16 protein-coding genes and 1 other RNA gene are annotated in these 15733 nt (G+C 61.5%); 11 read left to right on the top strand and 6 right to left on the bottom strand.

The features are described from left to right. The 5 genes from DNK34_RS04660 to DNK34_RS04640 all read left to right on the top strand — a co-directional run bounded on the left by DNK34_RS04660 (position 1) and on the right by DNK34_RS04640 (position 8102). On the top strand, positions 1 to 1176 hold the full coding sequence (locus DNK34_RS04660; protein WP_131174354.1) for an AAA family ATPase: 1176 nt from the start codon (positions 1 to 3) through the stop codon (positions 1174 to 1176). Positions 1177 to 1345: 169 nt separating this feature from the next. Then, complete coding sequence (locus tag DNK34_RS04655; protein WP_131174353.1) at positions 1346 to 2389, top strand: virulence RhuM family protein; 1044 nt, start codon at positions 1346 to 1348, stop codon at positions 2387 to 2389. Further along, positions 2386 to 5505 carry a type I restriction endonuclease subunit R gene (locus DNK34_RS04650; RefSeq protein WP_131174352.1) on the top strand — a complete coding sequence of 1040 codons (3120 nt, stop codon included), beginning with the start codon at positions 2386 to 2388 and terminating at the stop codon, positions 5503 to 5505. The genes DNK34_RS04655 and DNK34_RS04650 overlap by 4 nt, the downstream gene beginning before the upstream one ends. Positions 5506 to 5670: 165 nt before the next feature. Then, complete coding sequence (gene ubiD / locus DNK34_RS04645; RefSeq protein ID WP_131174351.1) at positions 5671 to 7137, top strand: 4-hydroxy-3-polyprenylbenzoate decarboxylase; 1467 nt, start codon at positions 5671 to 5673, stop codon at positions 7135 to 7137. Further along, positions 7137 to 8102, top strand: a complete 966-nt coding sequence (locus DNK34_RS04640; protein WP_131174350.1) for a CDP-6-deoxy-delta-3,4-glucoseen reductase — start codon at positions 7137 to 7139, stop codon at positions 8100 to 8102. The genes ubiD and DNK34_RS04640 overlap by 1 nt, the downstream gene beginning before the upstream one ends. Positions 8103 to 8205: 103 nt before the next feature. Here DNK34_RS04640 and DNK34_RS04635 read toward each other — a convergent pair whose 3' ends face one another. Continuing rightward, complete coding sequence (locus DNK34_RS04635) at positions 8206 to 9183, bottom strand: NADPH:quinone oxidoreductase family protein (RefSeq protein ID WP_131174349.1); 978 nt, start codon at positions 9181 to 9183, stop codon at positions 8206 to 8208. Positions 9184 to 9333: 150 nt separating this feature from the next. Here DNK34_RS04635 and DNK34_RS04630 point away from each other — a divergent pair, with 150 nt between their 5' ends. Then, the gene (locus DNK34_RS04630; RefSeq protein WP_131174348.1) at positions 9334 to 9741 is read left to right on the top strand and encodes a flagellar basal body-associated FliL family protein; all 408 of its coding nucleotides are present in this window, start codon (positions 9334 to 9336) and stop codon (positions 9739 to 9741) included. A 57-nt stretch (positions 9742 to 9798) separates the two neighbouring features. Here DNK34_RS04630 and DNK34_RS04625 read toward each other — a convergent pair whose 3' ends face one another. Next, positions 9799 to 10248: an EVE domain-containing protein gene (locus DNK34_RS04625; protein ID WP_131174347.1), complete on the bottom strand. Its 450-nt coding sequence runs from the start codon at positions 10246 to 10248 to the stop codon at positions 9799 to 9801. Positions 10249 to 10377: 129 nt separating this feature from the next. On the opposite strand from DNK34_RS04625, the gene DNK34_RS25375 reads away from it, so the two are divergent. Then, on the top strand, positions 10378 to 10518 hold the full coding sequence (locus tag DNK34_RS25375; RefSeq protein WP_165496866.1) for a hypothetical protein: 141 nt from the start codon (positions 10378 to 10380) through the stop codon (positions 10516 to 10518). Positions 10519 to 10605: 87 nt separating this feature from the next. On the opposite strand, the gene DNK34_RS04620 is transcribed toward DNK34_RS25375, so the two are convergent. From DNK34_RS04620 to DNK34_RS04605, 4 genes are all read right to left on the bottom strand, one after another. Beyond that, positions 10606 to 11202: a 5-formyltetrahydrofolate cyclo-ligase gene (locus DNK34_RS04620; RefSeq protein ID WP_131174346.1), complete on the bottom strand. Its 597-nt coding sequence runs from the start codon at positions 11200 to 11202 to the stop codon at positions 10606 to 10608. A 52-nt stretch (positions 11203 to 11254) separates the two neighbouring features. Continuing rightward, positions 11255 to 11433, bottom strand: a non-coding RNA gene (gene ssrS / locus DNK34_RS04615) — 6S RNA. A 33-nt stretch (positions 11434 to 11466) separates the two neighbouring features. Continuing rightward, positions 11467 to 11778, bottom strand: coding sequence for a cell division protein ZapA (locus DNK34_RS04610; protein WP_131174345.1), 312 nt, complete (start codon positions 11776 to 11778; stop codon positions 11467 to 11469). Continuing rightward, entirely contained in the window at positions 11775 to 11984 is a 210-nt protein-coding gene (locus tag DNK34_RS04605) for a TIGR02449 family protein (protein WP_131174344.1), read from the bottom strand. Before DNK34_RS04605 ends, DNK34_RS04610 begins: the two co-directional genes overlap by 4 nt. Before the next feature lie 145 nt (positions 11985 to 12129). Here DNK34_RS04605 and DNK34_RS04600 point away from each other — a divergent pair, with 145 nt between their 5' ends. From DNK34_RS04600 to DNK34_RS04585, 4 genes are read left to right on the top strand one after another with little or no spacing between them, the layout of a single operon-like run. Beyond that, positions 12130 to 12684, top strand: a complete 555-nt coding sequence (locus DNK34_RS04600; RefSeq protein WP_131174343.1) for a YecA/YgfB family protein — start codon at positions 12130 to 12132, stop codon at positions 12682 to 12684. Positions 12685 to 12723: 39 nt separating this feature from the next. Beyond that, positions 12724 to 14058 (top strand): Xaa-Pro aminopeptidase, encoded by a 1335-nt coding sequence (gene pepP / locus DNK34_RS04595; RefSeq protein WP_131174342.1) that lies wholly within the window; start codon positions 12724 to 12726, stop codon positions 14056 to 14058. A 4-nt stretch (positions 14059 to 14062) separates the two neighbouring features. Continuing rightward, positions 14063 to 15253: a 2-octaprenyl-6-methoxyphenyl hydroxylase gene (gene ubiH, locus DNK34_RS04590; protein WP_131174341.1), complete on the top strand. Its 1191-nt coding sequence runs from the start codon at positions 14063 to 14065 to the stop codon at positions 15251 to 15253. Beyond that, positions 15250 to 15732 carry a DUF4442 domain-containing protein gene (locus DNK34_RS04585; protein ID WP_131174340.1) on the top strand — a complete coding sequence of 161 codons (483 nt, stop codon included), beginning with the start codon at positions 15250 to 15252 and terminating at the stop codon, positions 15730 to 15732. Before ubiH ends, DNK34_RS04585 begins: the two co-directional genes overlap by 4 nt. Position 15733: the final 1 nt, after the last annotated feature.

The following is a 15733-nucleotide window of genomic DNA, read 5'->3' as shown; positions in this document are numbered from 1 at the left end:
ATGGGTAAGACGCTAAGGGAAATAGCTGAAGGTCTGAAAAGAAGCCCGAAGAAGGTGCAGTTGATCTACGCCTTCAATGGTACGGGCAAAACGCGCCTGTCGCGGGAGTTCAAACAGCTCTTCGCTCCCAAAACGGATGCCGATGAAGATGGCGATGAGGACGATCAACCAAGGCTGTCGCGCAACAAGATACTCTATTACAGCGCCTTTACCGAAGACTTGTTCTATTGGGATAACGACCTGGCCGGTGACGCCGAGCCCAAGCTGAAAATCCAACCCAATACCTTTACGGATTGGGTGTTGATGGATGAGGGCCAAGACCAGAACATCATCACGACCTTTCAGCGTTACACCAACGACAAGCTCACGCCACGATTCAATGCAGAGCGAAAAGAACAAAACAAGGACGGTAACGAGATCACCATCAAGGCGTTCTCGGAAGTCACGTTCTCGATGGAGCGTGGCGATACGACACATTCGGGCAATCTGAAAATCTCCAAGGGCGAAGAAAGCAACTTCATCTGGAGTATTTTCTACACGCTGCTTGAGCAGGTGATTGGCGTACTCAATGTTGCTGAGCCGGCTGATCGCGAAACTGACCAATTCAATCAGCTGGAATATGTGTTTATTGATGATCCGGTCAGCTCTCTGGATGAGAATCATCTGATTCAGTTAGCGGTGAACCTGGGGCAATTGATCAATTCGAGTGAGTCGGGCGTCAAATTCATCGTATCTACGCACAGCGCTATTTTTTACAATGTGCTTTACAATGAGGTTGGTGCCAAGGGCGGTTATATTCTCAGTCGTTTAGACGATGGCACATTTGTGCATGAAGAAAAGAAGGGCGATTCAAATAAAAGCTTTTCTTATCATCTGCACATTAAAGCTCTTATCGAGCAAGCGGTCGCTACCAATAGCGTGCAACGCTACCATTTTGCTCTGCTGCGTAATCTGTATGAAAAAACCGCCAATTTTCTTGGATATCAAAGGTGGTCTGAGCTGTTGCCGGAGGATAAAAAGGCTTACGCCAGTCGGGTTATGAATTTCTATCCTCACAACACCTTGTCCAACGAAGAGATCGCAGAGCCGACGCCGCCCGAAAAAGAGATGGTTGGTCTATTGCTTGAAAAGCTGAACACCTATGGCTTCTGGCAGCAGAAGAAAGAAAACGGTTGATGAGCATATTTTTCGGCTGGCAGCGGTTTTCCTTCGTGAGGATCTAAGGCATGACCGCCATCACCCATCCTGGCGATTACCGCCAGACGCGCCAGTAGCCATCAAGCAGCGCGAACGCGCTTGGGTGCTGCATGTACGCACCTTGCGGGTATGACACGAGAGAACGACCATGTCCAAGCACAACCTGACATTGCGCGATCAAACCACTGAGTTTTTGCTCTACACCGCACCCAATGGCGCGATCAAGGTGGAGGTGCTGCTCAGCAATGAGAGCATCTGGCTGACGCAGAAGCGCATGGCCGAGCTGTTCGGTGTGGGCGTGCCGGCGATTTCCAAGCACTTGAAGAATATTTTCGACAGCGGCGAGCTGGTGGAAGACGTGGTTGTTTCCATTTTGGAAACAACCACTGAACACGGTGCAGTGGCGGGGCTGACGCAAACCCAGCAGGTGAAGTACTACAACCTGGATGCGGTGATCTCGGTCGGTTATCGGGTCAATTCGGCGCAGGCGACGCAATTTCGCATCTGGGCGACGGCCTTGATCAAGGAGTACATCATCAAGGGCTTTGCCATGGATGATGAGCGGCTGAAAAATGGCCGCTACTTCGGCAAGGACTATTTCCGCGAGCTGCTGGAGCGGGTGCGCTCCATCCGTGCTGGCGAGCGGCGCGTTTATCAGCAGATCACCGATATTTTTGCCGAATGCAGCATCGACTACGACCCGAAGTCTGAAACCACGCGGCTATTCTACGCCCATGTGCAGGACAAGTTTCACTTCGCGATTACCGGCCATACGGCGGCAGAAATCATTGCCTTGCATGCTGATGCCAGTAAGCCCTTGATGGGTATGAGCACCTACAAGAACGCGCCAGATGGCCGCGTGCTGAAGTCGGATGCCATCGTGGCGAAGAATTATCTGAGCGAGACGGATATCAAGAAGCTGGAACGGGCCGTTGCCACATTCTTCGACTACATCGAAGGCATCATCGAGCGGCGCAACACCTTCACCATGGAGGGCTTCGCGGAAAGCGTGAACAAGTTTCTGGCGTTCAATGAATACCGGATTCTGGAAGGCTACGGCACGATGTCGCGTCAGCAGGCGGAGCAGAAAGCCTTCGCCGAGTATGAAAAATTCAACAAGCAGCAGCGTATCGAGTCTGATTTCGACCGCGAGATAAAAAAGCTGCTGCAGAAAAGGGACGTGCAGGAATGAGTGACTATAAGGCCATTGCCGAATCGAAAAACTTCATCGTTCTGGAGCAGTACACGAAGCAATGGCAGGTTGCCGAGAGCTATCAGAGCGAAGGCGATCTGGAGCGCGAGTTCATTCAGGACTTGGTCAGCCAAGGTTATGAATATCCGCCGGGCCTGAATACGCCCCAGGCCCTGCTGGCCAATGTGCGCGTGCAGCTACAAACCCTCAATGACGCGCAGTTTTCCGATGGTGAGTGGCAGCGCTTCGTCGACACCTGGCTGAACAAGCCTGGCGACGGCATTGTCGAGAAAACTCGCAAGATTCACGATGACTACATTCACGACTTCGTCTTTGACGATGGCCGTATCCAGAATATCTACCTGCTGGACAAGAAGAACGTCCTGCGCAACAAGGTGCAGGTGATCAAGCAGTTCGAGCAGGCCGGCAGCCATGCCAACCGCTACGACGTGACGATTCTGGTCAATGGCTTGCCGCTGGTGCAGGTGGAGTTGAAGAAGCGCGGGGTGGCGATTCGCGAGGCCTTCAATCAGGTACACCGCTACAGCAAGGAAAGCTTCAACAGCGAACAGTCCTTGTTCAAGTTCCTGCAATTGTTCGTGATCTCCAACGGCACCGACACGCGCTACTTTGCCAACACTACGCAGCGCAACAAGAACAGCTTCGACTTCACCATGAATTGGGCGCAGGCCGATAACAGCCTGATCAAGGATCTGAAGGACTTCACCGCCACCTTCTTCCAGAAAGACACCTTGCTGAAGGTGCTGCTGCGTTACTCGGTCTTCGATACCAGCAACACGCTGCTGGTCATGCGCCCTTACCAGATCGCTGCCACGGAGCGCATTCTGTGGAAGATCAACTGCGCGTATCAGGCCAAGAAGTGGAGCACCCGCGAGGGTGGTGGCTTCGTCTGGCACACCACCGGCTCCGGCAAGACGCTGACCAGCTTCAAGGCCGCTCGCCTGGCCACCGAAGTGCCGTTCATCGACAAGGTGTTCTTCGTGGTGGATCGCAAGGATCTGGATTACCAGACCATGAAGGAATACCAGCGCTTCTCGCCGGAAAGCGTGAACGGTTCGGACAGCACGGCGGGCCTGAAGCGTAACCTGGACAAGGACGACAACAGGATCGTCGTCACCACCATCCAGAAGCTCAATAACCTGATGAAGAGCGAGCCCGACCTGGCCATTTACGGTAAGCAGGTGGTGTTTATCTTCGACGAGTGCCACCGCAGCCAGTTTGGCGAGGCGCAGAAGAACCTGAAGAAGCGGTTCAAGAAGTTTTATCAGTTCGGCTTTACCGGCACCCCGATCTTTGCCGGCCACAACGCCTTGGGTGCGGAAGATACGGCCAGCGTGTTTGGCCTTGAGTTGCACTCGTACGTGATCACCGATGCGATTCGCGATGAAAAGGTGCTCAAGTTCAAGGTCGATTACAACGATGTGCGCCCACAGTTCAAGGCCATCGAAACCGAGCAGGATGAGAAAAAACTCAGCGCGGCGGAAAACAGGCGGGCCTTGCTGCACCCTGATCGCATCCGTGAAATCACGCAGTACATCCTCAATACCTTCCGGCAGAAAACCCATCGTTTGCAAGCGGGCAACAAAGGCTTCAACGCCATGTTTGCGGTCAGCAGCGTAGATGCCGCAAAGCTTTACTACGAGTCCTTCAGGGCTCTGCAAGCGGGCAGCGAAAAGCCGCTGCGGGTTGCCACGATCTTTTCTTTCGCGGCCAACGAGGAGCAGGATGCGGTCGGCGAGATCGAGGACGAAAGCTTCGATGTCTCTGCCATGAACAGCAGCGCCAAGGAGTTTTTGAGTGCGGCCATTGCAGACTACAACGGATTGTTCAAAACCAACTTCAGCGTGGACAGCAACGGCTTTCAGAACTACTACCGCGACCTGGCCAAGCAGGTCAAAGCCAGGGAGGTCGATCTGCTGATTGTGGTAGGCATGTTCCTCACGGGTTTCGATGCACCTACGCTCAACACCTTGTTCGTCGACAAGAACCTACGCTATCACGGGCTGATGCAAGCCTATTCACGCACCAACCGGATTTTTGACGCAACCAAGACCTTCGGCAATATCGTCACCTTTCGCGATCTGCAGCAGGCGACCATCGACTCCATCACCTTGTTCGGTAACAGCCATACCCGCAACGTGGTGCTGGAGAAGAGTTACAAGGAATATATGGAGGGCTTTACCGACGTGCTGACGGGTGAAGCGCGGCGTGGTTTTGTCGATGTGGTTGCCGAGCTGGAGCAGCGTTTCCCCGACCCGACGGCGATTGAAAAAGAGTCCGACAAAAAGGCCTTTGCCAAGCTGTTTGGCGAGTATCTGCGCGTGGAAAACGTGTTACAGAACTACGATGAATTCGCCAGCCTGAAGACCTTGCAAAGCGTGGACATGAACGACTCGGCGGCGGTCGAGGCGTTCAAGGCACAGCATTATTTGAATGATGAAGAGCTCGCCGCGCTGCAAGCGATCAAGGTGCCGGCGGAGAGAAAAATCCAGGATTACCGTTCGGCCTATAACGATGTGCGTGATTGGCTGCGCCGGGAAAGAGCGGGTGCTAAAAAGGAGCAATCCACCATCGACTGGGATGACGTGGTCTTTGAAGTGGATCTGCTCAAATCCCAGGAAATCAATCTGGATTACATCCTGGAGCTGCTCTTCGAGCACAATAAGAAAACCAAGAGCAAGGCTGAACTGGTCGAGGAAATGCGTCGGATCATTCGAGCTAGCTTGGGTAACCGGGCGAAGGAAAGCCTGGTGGTCGATTTCATCAATCAAACCGACCTCGATCAGATCGATGATGCGGCCAGTGTGATCGAGGCTTTCTATGCTTATGCCCAAGCTGTGTTGCGGCAAGAAGCCGAGGAACTGATCAACGGGGAGAGCCTCAATGCGGAAGCTGCAAGGCGCTACATCACGACTTCGTTGCGGCGAGAATATGCCAGTGACGCCGGAACCGAGTTGAACTCCATTCTGCCCAAGATGAGTCCGTTGAATCCGCAGTTCCTGACTAAGAAGCAAAGCGTCTTTCAGAAGATTTCTGCATTCGTGGAGAAATTCAAAGGCGTGAAGAAATTCAACGGCGTTGAAGGGGATTTATAGGTTTCTTTGTTTTGAGAATCGACTTTTGGACGATGGGCACGAATTCGCAATCGACCGATGTGTTTCAGTGTCACGCAGGGTTGAAGAGCGGAGACTGTCGCTGCAGACCTTCTGAAAACCCCACTTCGGCGCTAAACTTTGCGCCCCGATTCGAGAGGCTCCAGCATGCAGTATCGCGACCTGCGCGACTTTATCCGCGGCCTGGAAGAGCGCGGCGAGCTCAAGCGCATTCAGGCGCCGGTGTCGCCGATCCTGGAAATGACCGAGATCTGCGACCGCACCCTGCGCAAGGGTGGCCCGGCTCTGTTGTTCGAGAATCCCACTGGCCACGACGTGCCGGTACTCGGCAACCTGTTCGGTACGCCGAAGCGCGTGGCGCTGGGCATGGGCGCGGAGGCGGTGTCGGAGCTGCGCGAGATCGGCAAATTGCTGGCCTTTCTCAAGGAGCCCGAGCCGCCGAAGGGGCTCAAGGACGCCTGGTCGAAGCTGCCGATCTTCAAGAAGGTCATCAGCATGGCGCCCAAGGTGCTCAAGGACGCGCCTTGTCATGAGGTGATCGAGGAGGGCGACGACATCGACCTCGGCAAGCTGCCGATCCAGCATTGCTGGCCGGGCGACGTGGCGCCGCTGATCACCTGGGGCCTGACCGTCACCAAGGGCCCGAACAAGGAGCGGCAGAACCTCGGTATCTATCGCCAGCAGGTCATCGGTCGCAACAAGGTGATCATGCGCTGGCTCAGCCACCGTGGCGGCGCCCTGGATTACCGTGACTGGTGCGAGAAGTATCCGGACCAGCCGTATCCGGTGGCGGTGGCCCTGGGCGCCGATCCGGCGACCATTCTCGGCGCCGTCACCCCGGTGCCGGACAGCCTTTCCGAATATGCCTTCGCCGGCCTGCTGCGTGGCCATCGCACCGAACTGGTGAAGTGCCGTGGCAGCGAGCTGCAGGTGCCGGCCAGTGCCGAAATCGTCCTCGAAGGGGTGATCCATCCCGGCGAGACCGCTCCGGAAGGTCCCTACGGCGATCACACCGGCTACTACAACGAGGTCGACACCTTCCCGGTGTTCACCGTCGAGCGCATCACCCGTCGCCGCGACCCCATCTACCACAGCACCTACACCGGCCGGCCGCCGGATGAGCCGGCGATTCTCGGCGTGGCGCTGAACGAAGTGTTCGTGCCCATCCTGCAGAAGCAGTTCCCCGAGATCACCGACTTCTACCTGCCGCCGGAAGGTTGTTCCTACCGCATGGCGGTGGTGACCATGAAGAAGCAGTACCCGGGCCACGCCAAGCGGGTGATGCTCGGTGTCTGGTCGTTCTTGCGACAGTTCATGTACACCAAGTTCGTCATCGTCACCGACGACGACATCGACGCCCGCGACTGGAACGACGTGATCTGGGCCATCACCACGCGTATGGACCCCAAGCGCGACACGGTGATGATCGACAACACGCCGATCGACTACCTGGACTTCGCCTCGCCGGTGTCCGGCCTGGGCTCGAAGATGGGCCTGGACGCCACCCACAAGTGGCCGGGCGAGACCAGTCGCGAGTGGGGGCGTGCCATCGTCAAGGACGACGCGGTGACGCGCCGGGTCGACGAAATCTGGAGCCAGTTGGGAATCGATTGATGAAGGTCACCCTGCAACCGTCCGGCGCCGTCCTGCAGATCGAGGACGGCGAACGCATTCTCGACGGTGCCCGGCGCCTCGGTTACAGCTGCCCGCAGAGCTGCCGCAACGGCAATTGCCATGTCTGCGCCGCGTTGCTGGTGGAAGGGCGGGTACGCCAGAACGGCGTCGAACTCGAGCATGGCGAGCTGTACACCTGCCTGGCCGAGCCGCTGGAAGACTGCGTGCTGCACTGGGACGGGGTGCTGGCGCCGGGCGAGCTAGCGGTGCGTAAGCTGAGTTGTCAGGTGCTGGCCTGCGAGGATGCCGGTGGCGATGTCTGGCGGGTGCGTCTGCGGGCGCCGGCCGGCAGGCCGCCGCGCTATCACGCCGGGCAGTACCTGCTGATCGAGCGCGAGGATGGCGAGCAGTCGGCGTTTTCCCTGGCCTCGGCGCCCCAGTGTGGGCGCGATCTGGAACTGCACATCCTCGGTCGCGAGAGCAGTGCGCTGAACCTGCTGCAGCAGCTGCGCGAGCAGGGCATGGCGCGGGTGCAACTGCCGTTCGGCGACGCCCACCTGGCCGAGCTGCCGGATGGCCCGCTGGTGCTGATCGCGGCGGGCACCGGCATGGCGCAGATGCACAGTCTGATCGAGGAGTGCCGCTCCCGGGGCTTCGCGCATCCGGTGCACCTGTACTGGGGCGCGCGCCGGCCCGAGGATTTCTACGCCTTGCCGCACTGGGACGAATGGCGACAACTGCCCAATCTGTTCCTGCACCAGGTGGTCAGCGACCAGTGTGGCTGGCAGGGCCGCTGCGGCCTGCTGCACGAAGCGATCCGCGAGGATTTCGCCGATCTCGGCGCGTTGCACGTCTATGCCAGCGGTTCGCCAGCCATGGTCTACGCGACCCTGGACGCCCTGGTCGAAGCCGGCATGGACGCCCATCAGATGCGCGCCGACGTCTTCGCCTACGCGCCTAGATAAGCGGCAAGCCACAAGCTCCAAGCTACAAGCAAGAGCACCTATGCTTTGTCTTGTAGCTTGTAGCTTGTAGCTTGTAGCTTGTAGCTTGTAGCTTGTAGCTGCTTTAGCGCACCTGGATCACCAGCTTGCCCACCGCCTTGCGCTGGCCCAGGGCGGTGATCGCCTCGGCGGCCCGTTCCAGAGGATAGGTCTGCGACACCAGCGGCTTGACTTTGCCCTCGGCGAACCACTGCAGCAATTGCTGGAAGTTGGCCGCATTGTCGGCGGGCTGGCGCTGGGCGAACGCGCCCCAGAATACGCCGAGCACCGCCGCGCCCTTGAGCAGCGCCAGGTTTACCGGCAGTTCCGGGATGCGTCCGCTGGCGAAACCGATCACCAGCAGGCGCCCGTTCCAGGCAATGCCGCGTATGGCCTGATCGAACAGGACGCCGCCGACCGGGTCGACGATCACATCGGCGCCCTGGCCATTGGTCAGGCGTTTGATCTCGTCCTTGAGGTTCTGGGTGGCGTAATCGATCAGTTCGTCGGCACCGGCGTTCTTCGCCACCGTCAGTTTCGCCGCGCTGCTCGCCGCGGCGATCACCCGGGCGCCCATGGCCTTGCCGATTTCCACCGCCGCCAGGCCGACGCCGCCCGAGGCGCCGAGCACCAGCAGGGTTTCGCCGGGTTGCAGTCGGGCCCGCTGTTGCAGCGCATGCAGCGAGGTGCCGTAGGTCATGCCGAAGGCCGCGGCGTTGGTGAAGTCCATGCTGTCCGGGATCGGCATGACGTTGTAGGCGGGCACGGCGACCTGTTCGGCGAAGCTGCCCCAGCCGGTGAGCGCCATGACCCGGTCACCGACCTTGAGGTGCGCGACCTTGTCGCCGACCGCCGTCACCACGCCAGCGGCTTCGCCACCGGGGCTGAACGGCAAGGGCGGCTTGAACTGATAGTTGCCCTCGATGATCAGGGTGTCGGGAAAGTTGACCCCGGCGGCATGCACCTCCAGCAGCACTTCGTTACCTTTCGCGCGCGGCGCGGCGACCTCTTCCAGAACCAGGGTCTCGGCGGGGCCGAAGGCCTTGCACAGCAGCGCTTTCATCTCGGCAACCTCTTTCTATGAATGTTCTGCAGTGTAGAAAGGTGGTGAGGGAGGTCAACGAGCATGGCCCGGCCTGATGGCCGGCTATAAGCATTGGGCTCGGGCGCAGGCGTTGCTATGCTTGCCGGCAACCCAATGGAGATTCGTCCCGTGAAAACCGTCGTCGCCCTCTTGCTTGCTTGTGCGCTCTCGCTCCCGGTCCTCGCCGAGGAAGAAAAAAAGGAAGGTGCCGCCCCCCAGGTGATCTATCACAACCTGGTGCCGGCGCTGGTCGGCAACTACGGCGTCGGTCCCAGGCTCAAGTTCTACAAGGCCGATGTCGCCCTGCGTGTGACCGGTGTCGACGCCGAGGCCAAGGTCATCCATCACGAGCCGTTGATCCGCAATCAACTGGTGATGCTGTTCTCCCAGCAGACCGAAGAAAGCCTGGCCTCGCCGGATGCCAAGGAGCTGCTGCGCCAGGAGGCCCTGAAGCAGGTGCAGCAGGTGCTGAGCGACGAAGAAGGCCGGCCGCTGGTCGAGGACCTGCTGTTCAACAACCTGATCCTGCAGGGTTGAGTCCGCGGTGCCAGCTCCGTCCGGGCCGTCGGGAGCGCATTGCCGCGACCTGGCTTGTCAGCGTAGCGCGAGGATGGCCGTCCACTGTGGCTCGGTGACGGGCATCACCGACAGGCGACTGCCTTTCTGCACCAGCGGCAACTCCAGCAGGGCGTTCTGGGCTTTCAGTTCGGCCAGCGGGATGACCCGCGCGAAGGCCTCGACGAAAGCCACGTCGATGGCGCTCCAGGGGTTCTTTTCGGCGCTGGCCTTGGCGTCGAAGTAAGGGCTCTGGCGATCCAGCGCCGCCGGGTCCGGGTAGGCCGGGCCTTCGACGCGGGCAATGCCGGCGACGCCCGGCAGGGGGCAGCTGGAATGATAGAAGAGGAACAGATCGCCCGTCTGCATGCTGCGGATGAAGTTGCGTGCCTGGTAGTTGCGCACGCCGTCCCAGCGTGCGCGCCCGAGACGTTGCAGGTCGTGGATGGATAATTCGTCGGGTTCGGACTTCATCAGCCAATAGGGCATGAACTTTGCTCCAGGAGTCGGGATGTCACGGCGAGCGAGGGTCGCTCGTGGGCAGGGCGATTCGAGCAGCGCCGACGATGAGCGTCTGCCGGATACACGTGCAGTTTGCCTGAAAGGGGGAGGCAACCGATGAGGCGTAAACCAGATCTGTTGTGGGTATTGGTCATTCTGTTCAGTGTCGGCATGGTGACGACCGGTTACACCCAGAGTCAGTGGCGGCACTCGGATGGTGCGCCCGTCGCCGGTTTTTCCGCTACCCGGGCGCAGTAGTCGCGGCGAGGCTGCCGGTCTGGCCGCCCCCGACGGGTGAGCGTCTCGACCGCCAACCCGGCTGCATTGGCGCTGCTGTCTGTCACGCTAATACCAGCCTTCGTCCGTCACCGTGGCCGCGAGCGGCACGTCCCAGCTGGCCATGGGCAGGCGTTCCACCTGCTGACAGCCGTGGGCCAGCCCGAGCAGTGTCGGTTTGTGCCAATTTTTGCGCCTGGCCCGGTAGGCCAGGCTGCGGTCGTAGAAGCCTCCGCCCATGCCCAGGCGCCCGCCATGGCGGTCGAAGCCCACCAGTGGCAGGAGGATCAGATCCAGGGCCCAGATCCTGCGCTGGCGCTTGCCGTTGCGCAGTGGTTCGGCAATGCCGAAGCGATTGGCCGACAGGGGCTCGTTGCGTTCGATGCGCTGGAACACCATCTTGCTGCGGGGCCAGGGGCTGAGCACGGGCAGATAGACCTGCTTGCCGCGGGTATGGGCCGCCGCCATGAGCAGGCGGGGATCGATTTCCCCGTCATTGCTCAGGTACAGGGCAATATGGCGGGCGCGACGAAACAGGGGGTGCTGAGCCAGCTGCCGGTACAGCGCACGGGCGGCCTGACGCTGGGCATGGGCGGCGAGCGAGCGTCGTCGCTGGCGCAGCAGGCGGCGCAATTGCGCGCGGCTGAGGTCTTGGCAGTCGATCATGCTGTAACGAAAAGCCCCTTGTCGGACCGGGCCGGCAAGGGGCTGCAAGGTGTGACTCCCCGACGTGCCGCTGTCGGTTTAGCCCTTGAACCCGAAAGTTCAAGGTGGAGGTTGCAGGAGGCGTTAAGGCTTTCCGTCGAGCGGACATGCACACCGGCCTCAACTTGCAACCCCCGGGTTTGTGCGTATCGGCTCAGGGACATCACCGACTGGCGCACACTCCAGGGAGCGGTGGCCAGTATACCGCAAAGTGTCGACCGTTGGTCAGACACCGCGGCCATCGGTGTCATCCAGGGCATTGTCGACACGGCCGAGCAGGTCGCGCAGTTGCTCACGGTTGGTGCTGGCCTGCTGGTCCAGGTGCTGCTGCTTGTGCAGCAGTTCGTGGGTGATGTTGAGCGCCGCCATGACCGCCACGCGGTCGGCGCCGATGACTTTGCCGCCGCTGCGGATCTCGCGCATCTTGCCGTCCAGGTAGCGGGCGGCGCTCTGCAGGTTGCCGCGTTCATCCACCGGGCAGGCGATGCAATATTCTTTGTCCAGAATCTGGACGGTAACGGTATTCGATTGGGTCATGAGTCCTGCTCCAGGGCTTTGAGGCGCGAAATCATCGATTCGACCTTGTGCCGGGCCATTTCGTTCTTTTCTATCAGATGGGCGCGTTCTTCACGCCAGGATTGCTCACTCGCCAGCAGAAGACGATTGTGCGCCTTGAGTCGCTCGACGCGCTGGATCAGCAATTCCAGTTTGGCCGTTAGGGCTTGTAGATCGGCGTCTTCCATGGGCTCTCGCTAGGGCAAGGGTTGAGCGGACTGTATAGGCGCCCCGGCAGGCGGGGTCAAACCCGCTGATGGTCTTGGCGCGCTTGCCGGTGCTAGGATACGAGCCCCCATTCTAGTGACTGCGCCGTCTGGCGCCTAGTGATCGATGCCGACTTCCAGTTCTCCCTACGCTGCGTTCGCCACCCTGCTCGCCAGTGGCGGCAATCCCGTTTCTCCCGCCGAACTGCATGGCCTGCTGCTGGGGCGCAGTTGCGCCGGCGCCGGCTTCGAGGTCGATCCCTGGCTGGTGGATGCCGCCGAGCTGCTCGGCGGGGCGCCCCAGGACAACGTCCGCCAGGCGCTGATCGGCCTGCAGGAAATGGTCAGGGGCGAGCTGACCGGCGATGACGTCACCGTGGTGCTGTTGCTGCCCTCGGACGACGCGCCCCTGGCCGAACGTGCGGCGGCCCTGGGGCAATGGTGCCAGGGTTTTCTCGGTGGTTTCGGCCTGGCCGCCGGCGATGCCGCGCTGAGCGCCGAAGCCATGGAGGTGTTGCAGGATCTGTCCGCCATCGCCCAGGTGCAGAACGCGCTGGACGAGTCCGAAGACGGCGAGAGCGATTACATGGAGGTGATGGAGTACCTGCGCGTCGCCCCGCTGCTGCTGTTCAGCGAGTGCGCCAAGCCCGTTGCAGCAGTGCCCAAGCCTTCGCTGCACTGAGCCTTTTCATTGACCCGCCAGACCTGGACAAGCCTGCCCATGACCAGCATCTCCAAAGCGGAATACGCCCGTCGGCGCAAGGCGCTGATGGCGCAGATGGAACCCAACAGCATCGCCATTCTGCCCGCGGCCCCGGTGTTCATTCGCAACCGTGACGTCGAGCATGTCTACCGTCAGGACAGCGATTTCCAGTACCTCTCCGGGTTTCCCGAGCCGGAGGCGGTGATCGCCCTGATTCCCGGCCGCGAGCATGGCGAGTACGTGCTGTTCTGCCGCGAGCGCGATCCCGAGCGGGAGCTGTGGGACGGCCTGCGGGCCGGCCAGGAGGGGGCGATCAGCCGCTACGGCGCGGACGATGCCTTTCCCATCGGCGATATCGACGACATCCTCCCCGGCCTGATCGAAGGCCGCGAGCGTGTCTACTACGCGGTGGGCACCAACCCCGAGTTCGACCGCCACCTGATGGAGTGGGTCAACGTGATCCGCTCCAAGGCCCGTCAGGGCGCCACGCCGCCCAAGGAATTCGTCGCCCTCAACCACTTCCTGCACGACCTGCGTCTGTACAAGTCCGCCGGCGAGGTGAAGGTGATGCGCGAGGCGGCGCGGATCTCCGCCCGTGCCCACGTGCGGGCGATGCAGGCCAGCCGCGCGGGGTTGCACGAGTACCACCTCGAAGCCGAGCTGGATTACGAGTTCCGCAAGGGCGGCGCGAAGATGCCGGCCTATGGCTCCATCGTCGCCGCCGGCCGCAACGCCTGCATCCTGCACTACCGGGAAAACGACGCGCTGCTCAAGGACGGTGACCTGGTGCTGATCGACGCCGGCTGCGAGATCGACTGCTACGCCAGCGACATCACCCGTACCTTCCCGGTCAGTGGCGTGTTCACGCCCGAGCAGAAGGCCATCTACGAGATCGTGCTGGCCGCCAACCTCGAAGCCTTCAAGCACATCGCCCCCGGACGTCACTGGAACGAAGCCCATGAGGCCACCGTGCGGGTGATCACCGCCGGGCTGGTCGAGCTGGGCCTGCTCAAGGGCGACGTCGACGAGCTGATCGCCGCCGAGGCCTACAAGCCCTTCTACATGCACCGTGCCGGCCACTGGCTGGGCATGGACGTGCACGACGTCGGCGAGTACAAGGTCGGTGGCGAATGGCGGGTGCTCGAGGCGGGCATGGCCATGACCGTCGAGCCGGGGATCTACATTGCTGTGGATAACCAGAACGTCGCCAAGAAATGGCGCGGCATCGGTGTACGCATCGAGGACGATGTCGTCGTGACCAGAACGGGCTGCGAGATTCTCACCGGCGACGTGCCCAAGACCGTCGACGAGATCGAGGCGCTGATGGCCGCCGCCCGCACGCAGGTGGCCTGAGCCCATGCAGCGGGTCAACCTGGCGATCATCGGCGGTGGCCTGGTCGGCGCCAGCCTGGCGCTGGCGCTGCAGGGAGCGGCGCGGGCACGCGGCTGGCAGATCACCCTGATCGAGCCCTTCGCCCCGGGCGAGGGTTACCAGCCGAGTTACGACGCCCGCTCCACGGCGCTGTCCTACGGCTCGCGGTTGATCTACGAGGGCATCGGCCTGTGGCCGGCGATCGCCGAGCGGGCCGAGCCCATCGTGCGGATCCATGTCTCCGACCGTGGCCGCTTCGCCGCCGCGCGCATGAGCGCGGCGCAGGAGGGCGTGCCGGCCCTGGGTTACGTGGTGGAGAATGCCTGGCTCGGGCACTGCCTCTGGCAGGCGCTGGATCGCGAGGTGATCCAGTGGCGCTGCCCGGCGCAGGTGCAGCGCATGGAGGCGCTGGACGATGGCTACCGCCTGACCCTGGATGACGAGTCGCTCGTCGACTGCGACCTGGCCGTGCTGGCCGATGGCGGGCGTTCGGCCCTGCGCGAGCAACTGGGCATCGAGGTGGCGCAGACGCCCTACGAGCAGACCGCGGTGATCGCCAACGTCACTCCGTCCCTGGCCCATGGCGGTGAAGCCTTCGAGCGCTTCACCGAGGCCGGCCCCATGGCGCTGCTGCCGCTCTCGGAGAATCGCTGCGCCCTGGTGTGGACGCGGCCGGCGGCCGATGCCGAGCGTCTGCTGCGGGTCGGCGAGCGGGAATTCCTCCAGGAGCTGCAGCAGGCCTTCGGCTATCGCCTGGGCGCCTTGCAGCAGGTCGGTGCGCGGCTGCCCTATCCGCTGGCCCTGGTCGAGGCGGCCGAGCAGGTGCGCTCGCACCTGGTGGTGCTGGGCAATGCCGCGCACAGCCTGCATCCGATCGCCGGGCAGGGCTTCAACCTGTCGCTGCGCGATACCCGGGCGCTGGCCGATACCCTGTTGGCGAGCCGGGCACCGTTGGGCGATCTGCCCACCCTGCAAGCATACGTACAGGGGCAACAGGGCGATCAGGCCTTCACCGTGGGCTTCTCCGATCAGCTCACCCGCCTGTTCAGCACGGGCCACCCCGTGCTCGCCGCCGGCCGCAATCTCGGCCTGCTCGGCCTGGAACTGCTGCCGCCGGCCAAGCGCTGGCTCGCCCGGCAGGCCATGGGCATGGGTACCCGCGGGACACGGCGATGAATGCCCGCAAACTGGCGCGCAAGGCCCGCCTGCTGCGCTGGATCATGAATATCTATCCCCCCTATCTGGGCGCCGGCGTGCGGGTGCGGCACATCGCCGCCGACTTCCGTCAGGTGCAGGTGAAGATGGGCCTGGGCTGGTACAACCGCAACTACGTGGGCACGCAGTTCGGTGGCAGCCTGTATTCCATGACCGACCCCTTCTTCATGCTGATGTTGATGGAGAACCTGGGCAGCGACTACGTGGTGTGGGACAAGGCCGCCAGCATCGATTTCATCGCCCCCGGCCGGGGGCCGGTATTCGCCTCGTTCGCCATCGATCAGGCCTTTATCGACGAGGTACGCCAGCGCACCGCCAGCGGCGAGAAGTACCTGCCCGAGTTGCAGGTCGAGGTGCGGGATGGCGACGGTACCCTGGTGGCGCGGGTGCACAAGACCCTTTACGTGCGGCTCAAGCCGCACGCCCGGCAGGCAGTCTGAG

Origin of the sequence: Phytopseudomonas dryadis (assembly GCF_004327355.1) — a bacterium.
Taxonomy (GTDB): domain Bacteria; phylum Pseudomonadota; class Gammaproteobacteria; order Pseudomonadales; family Pseudomonadaceae; genus Aquipseudomonas; species Aquipseudomonas dryadis.
The sequence above is the reverse complement of the archived record's forward strand: the minus strand, read 5'-3'. Positions and strand labels throughout refer to the sequence as shown.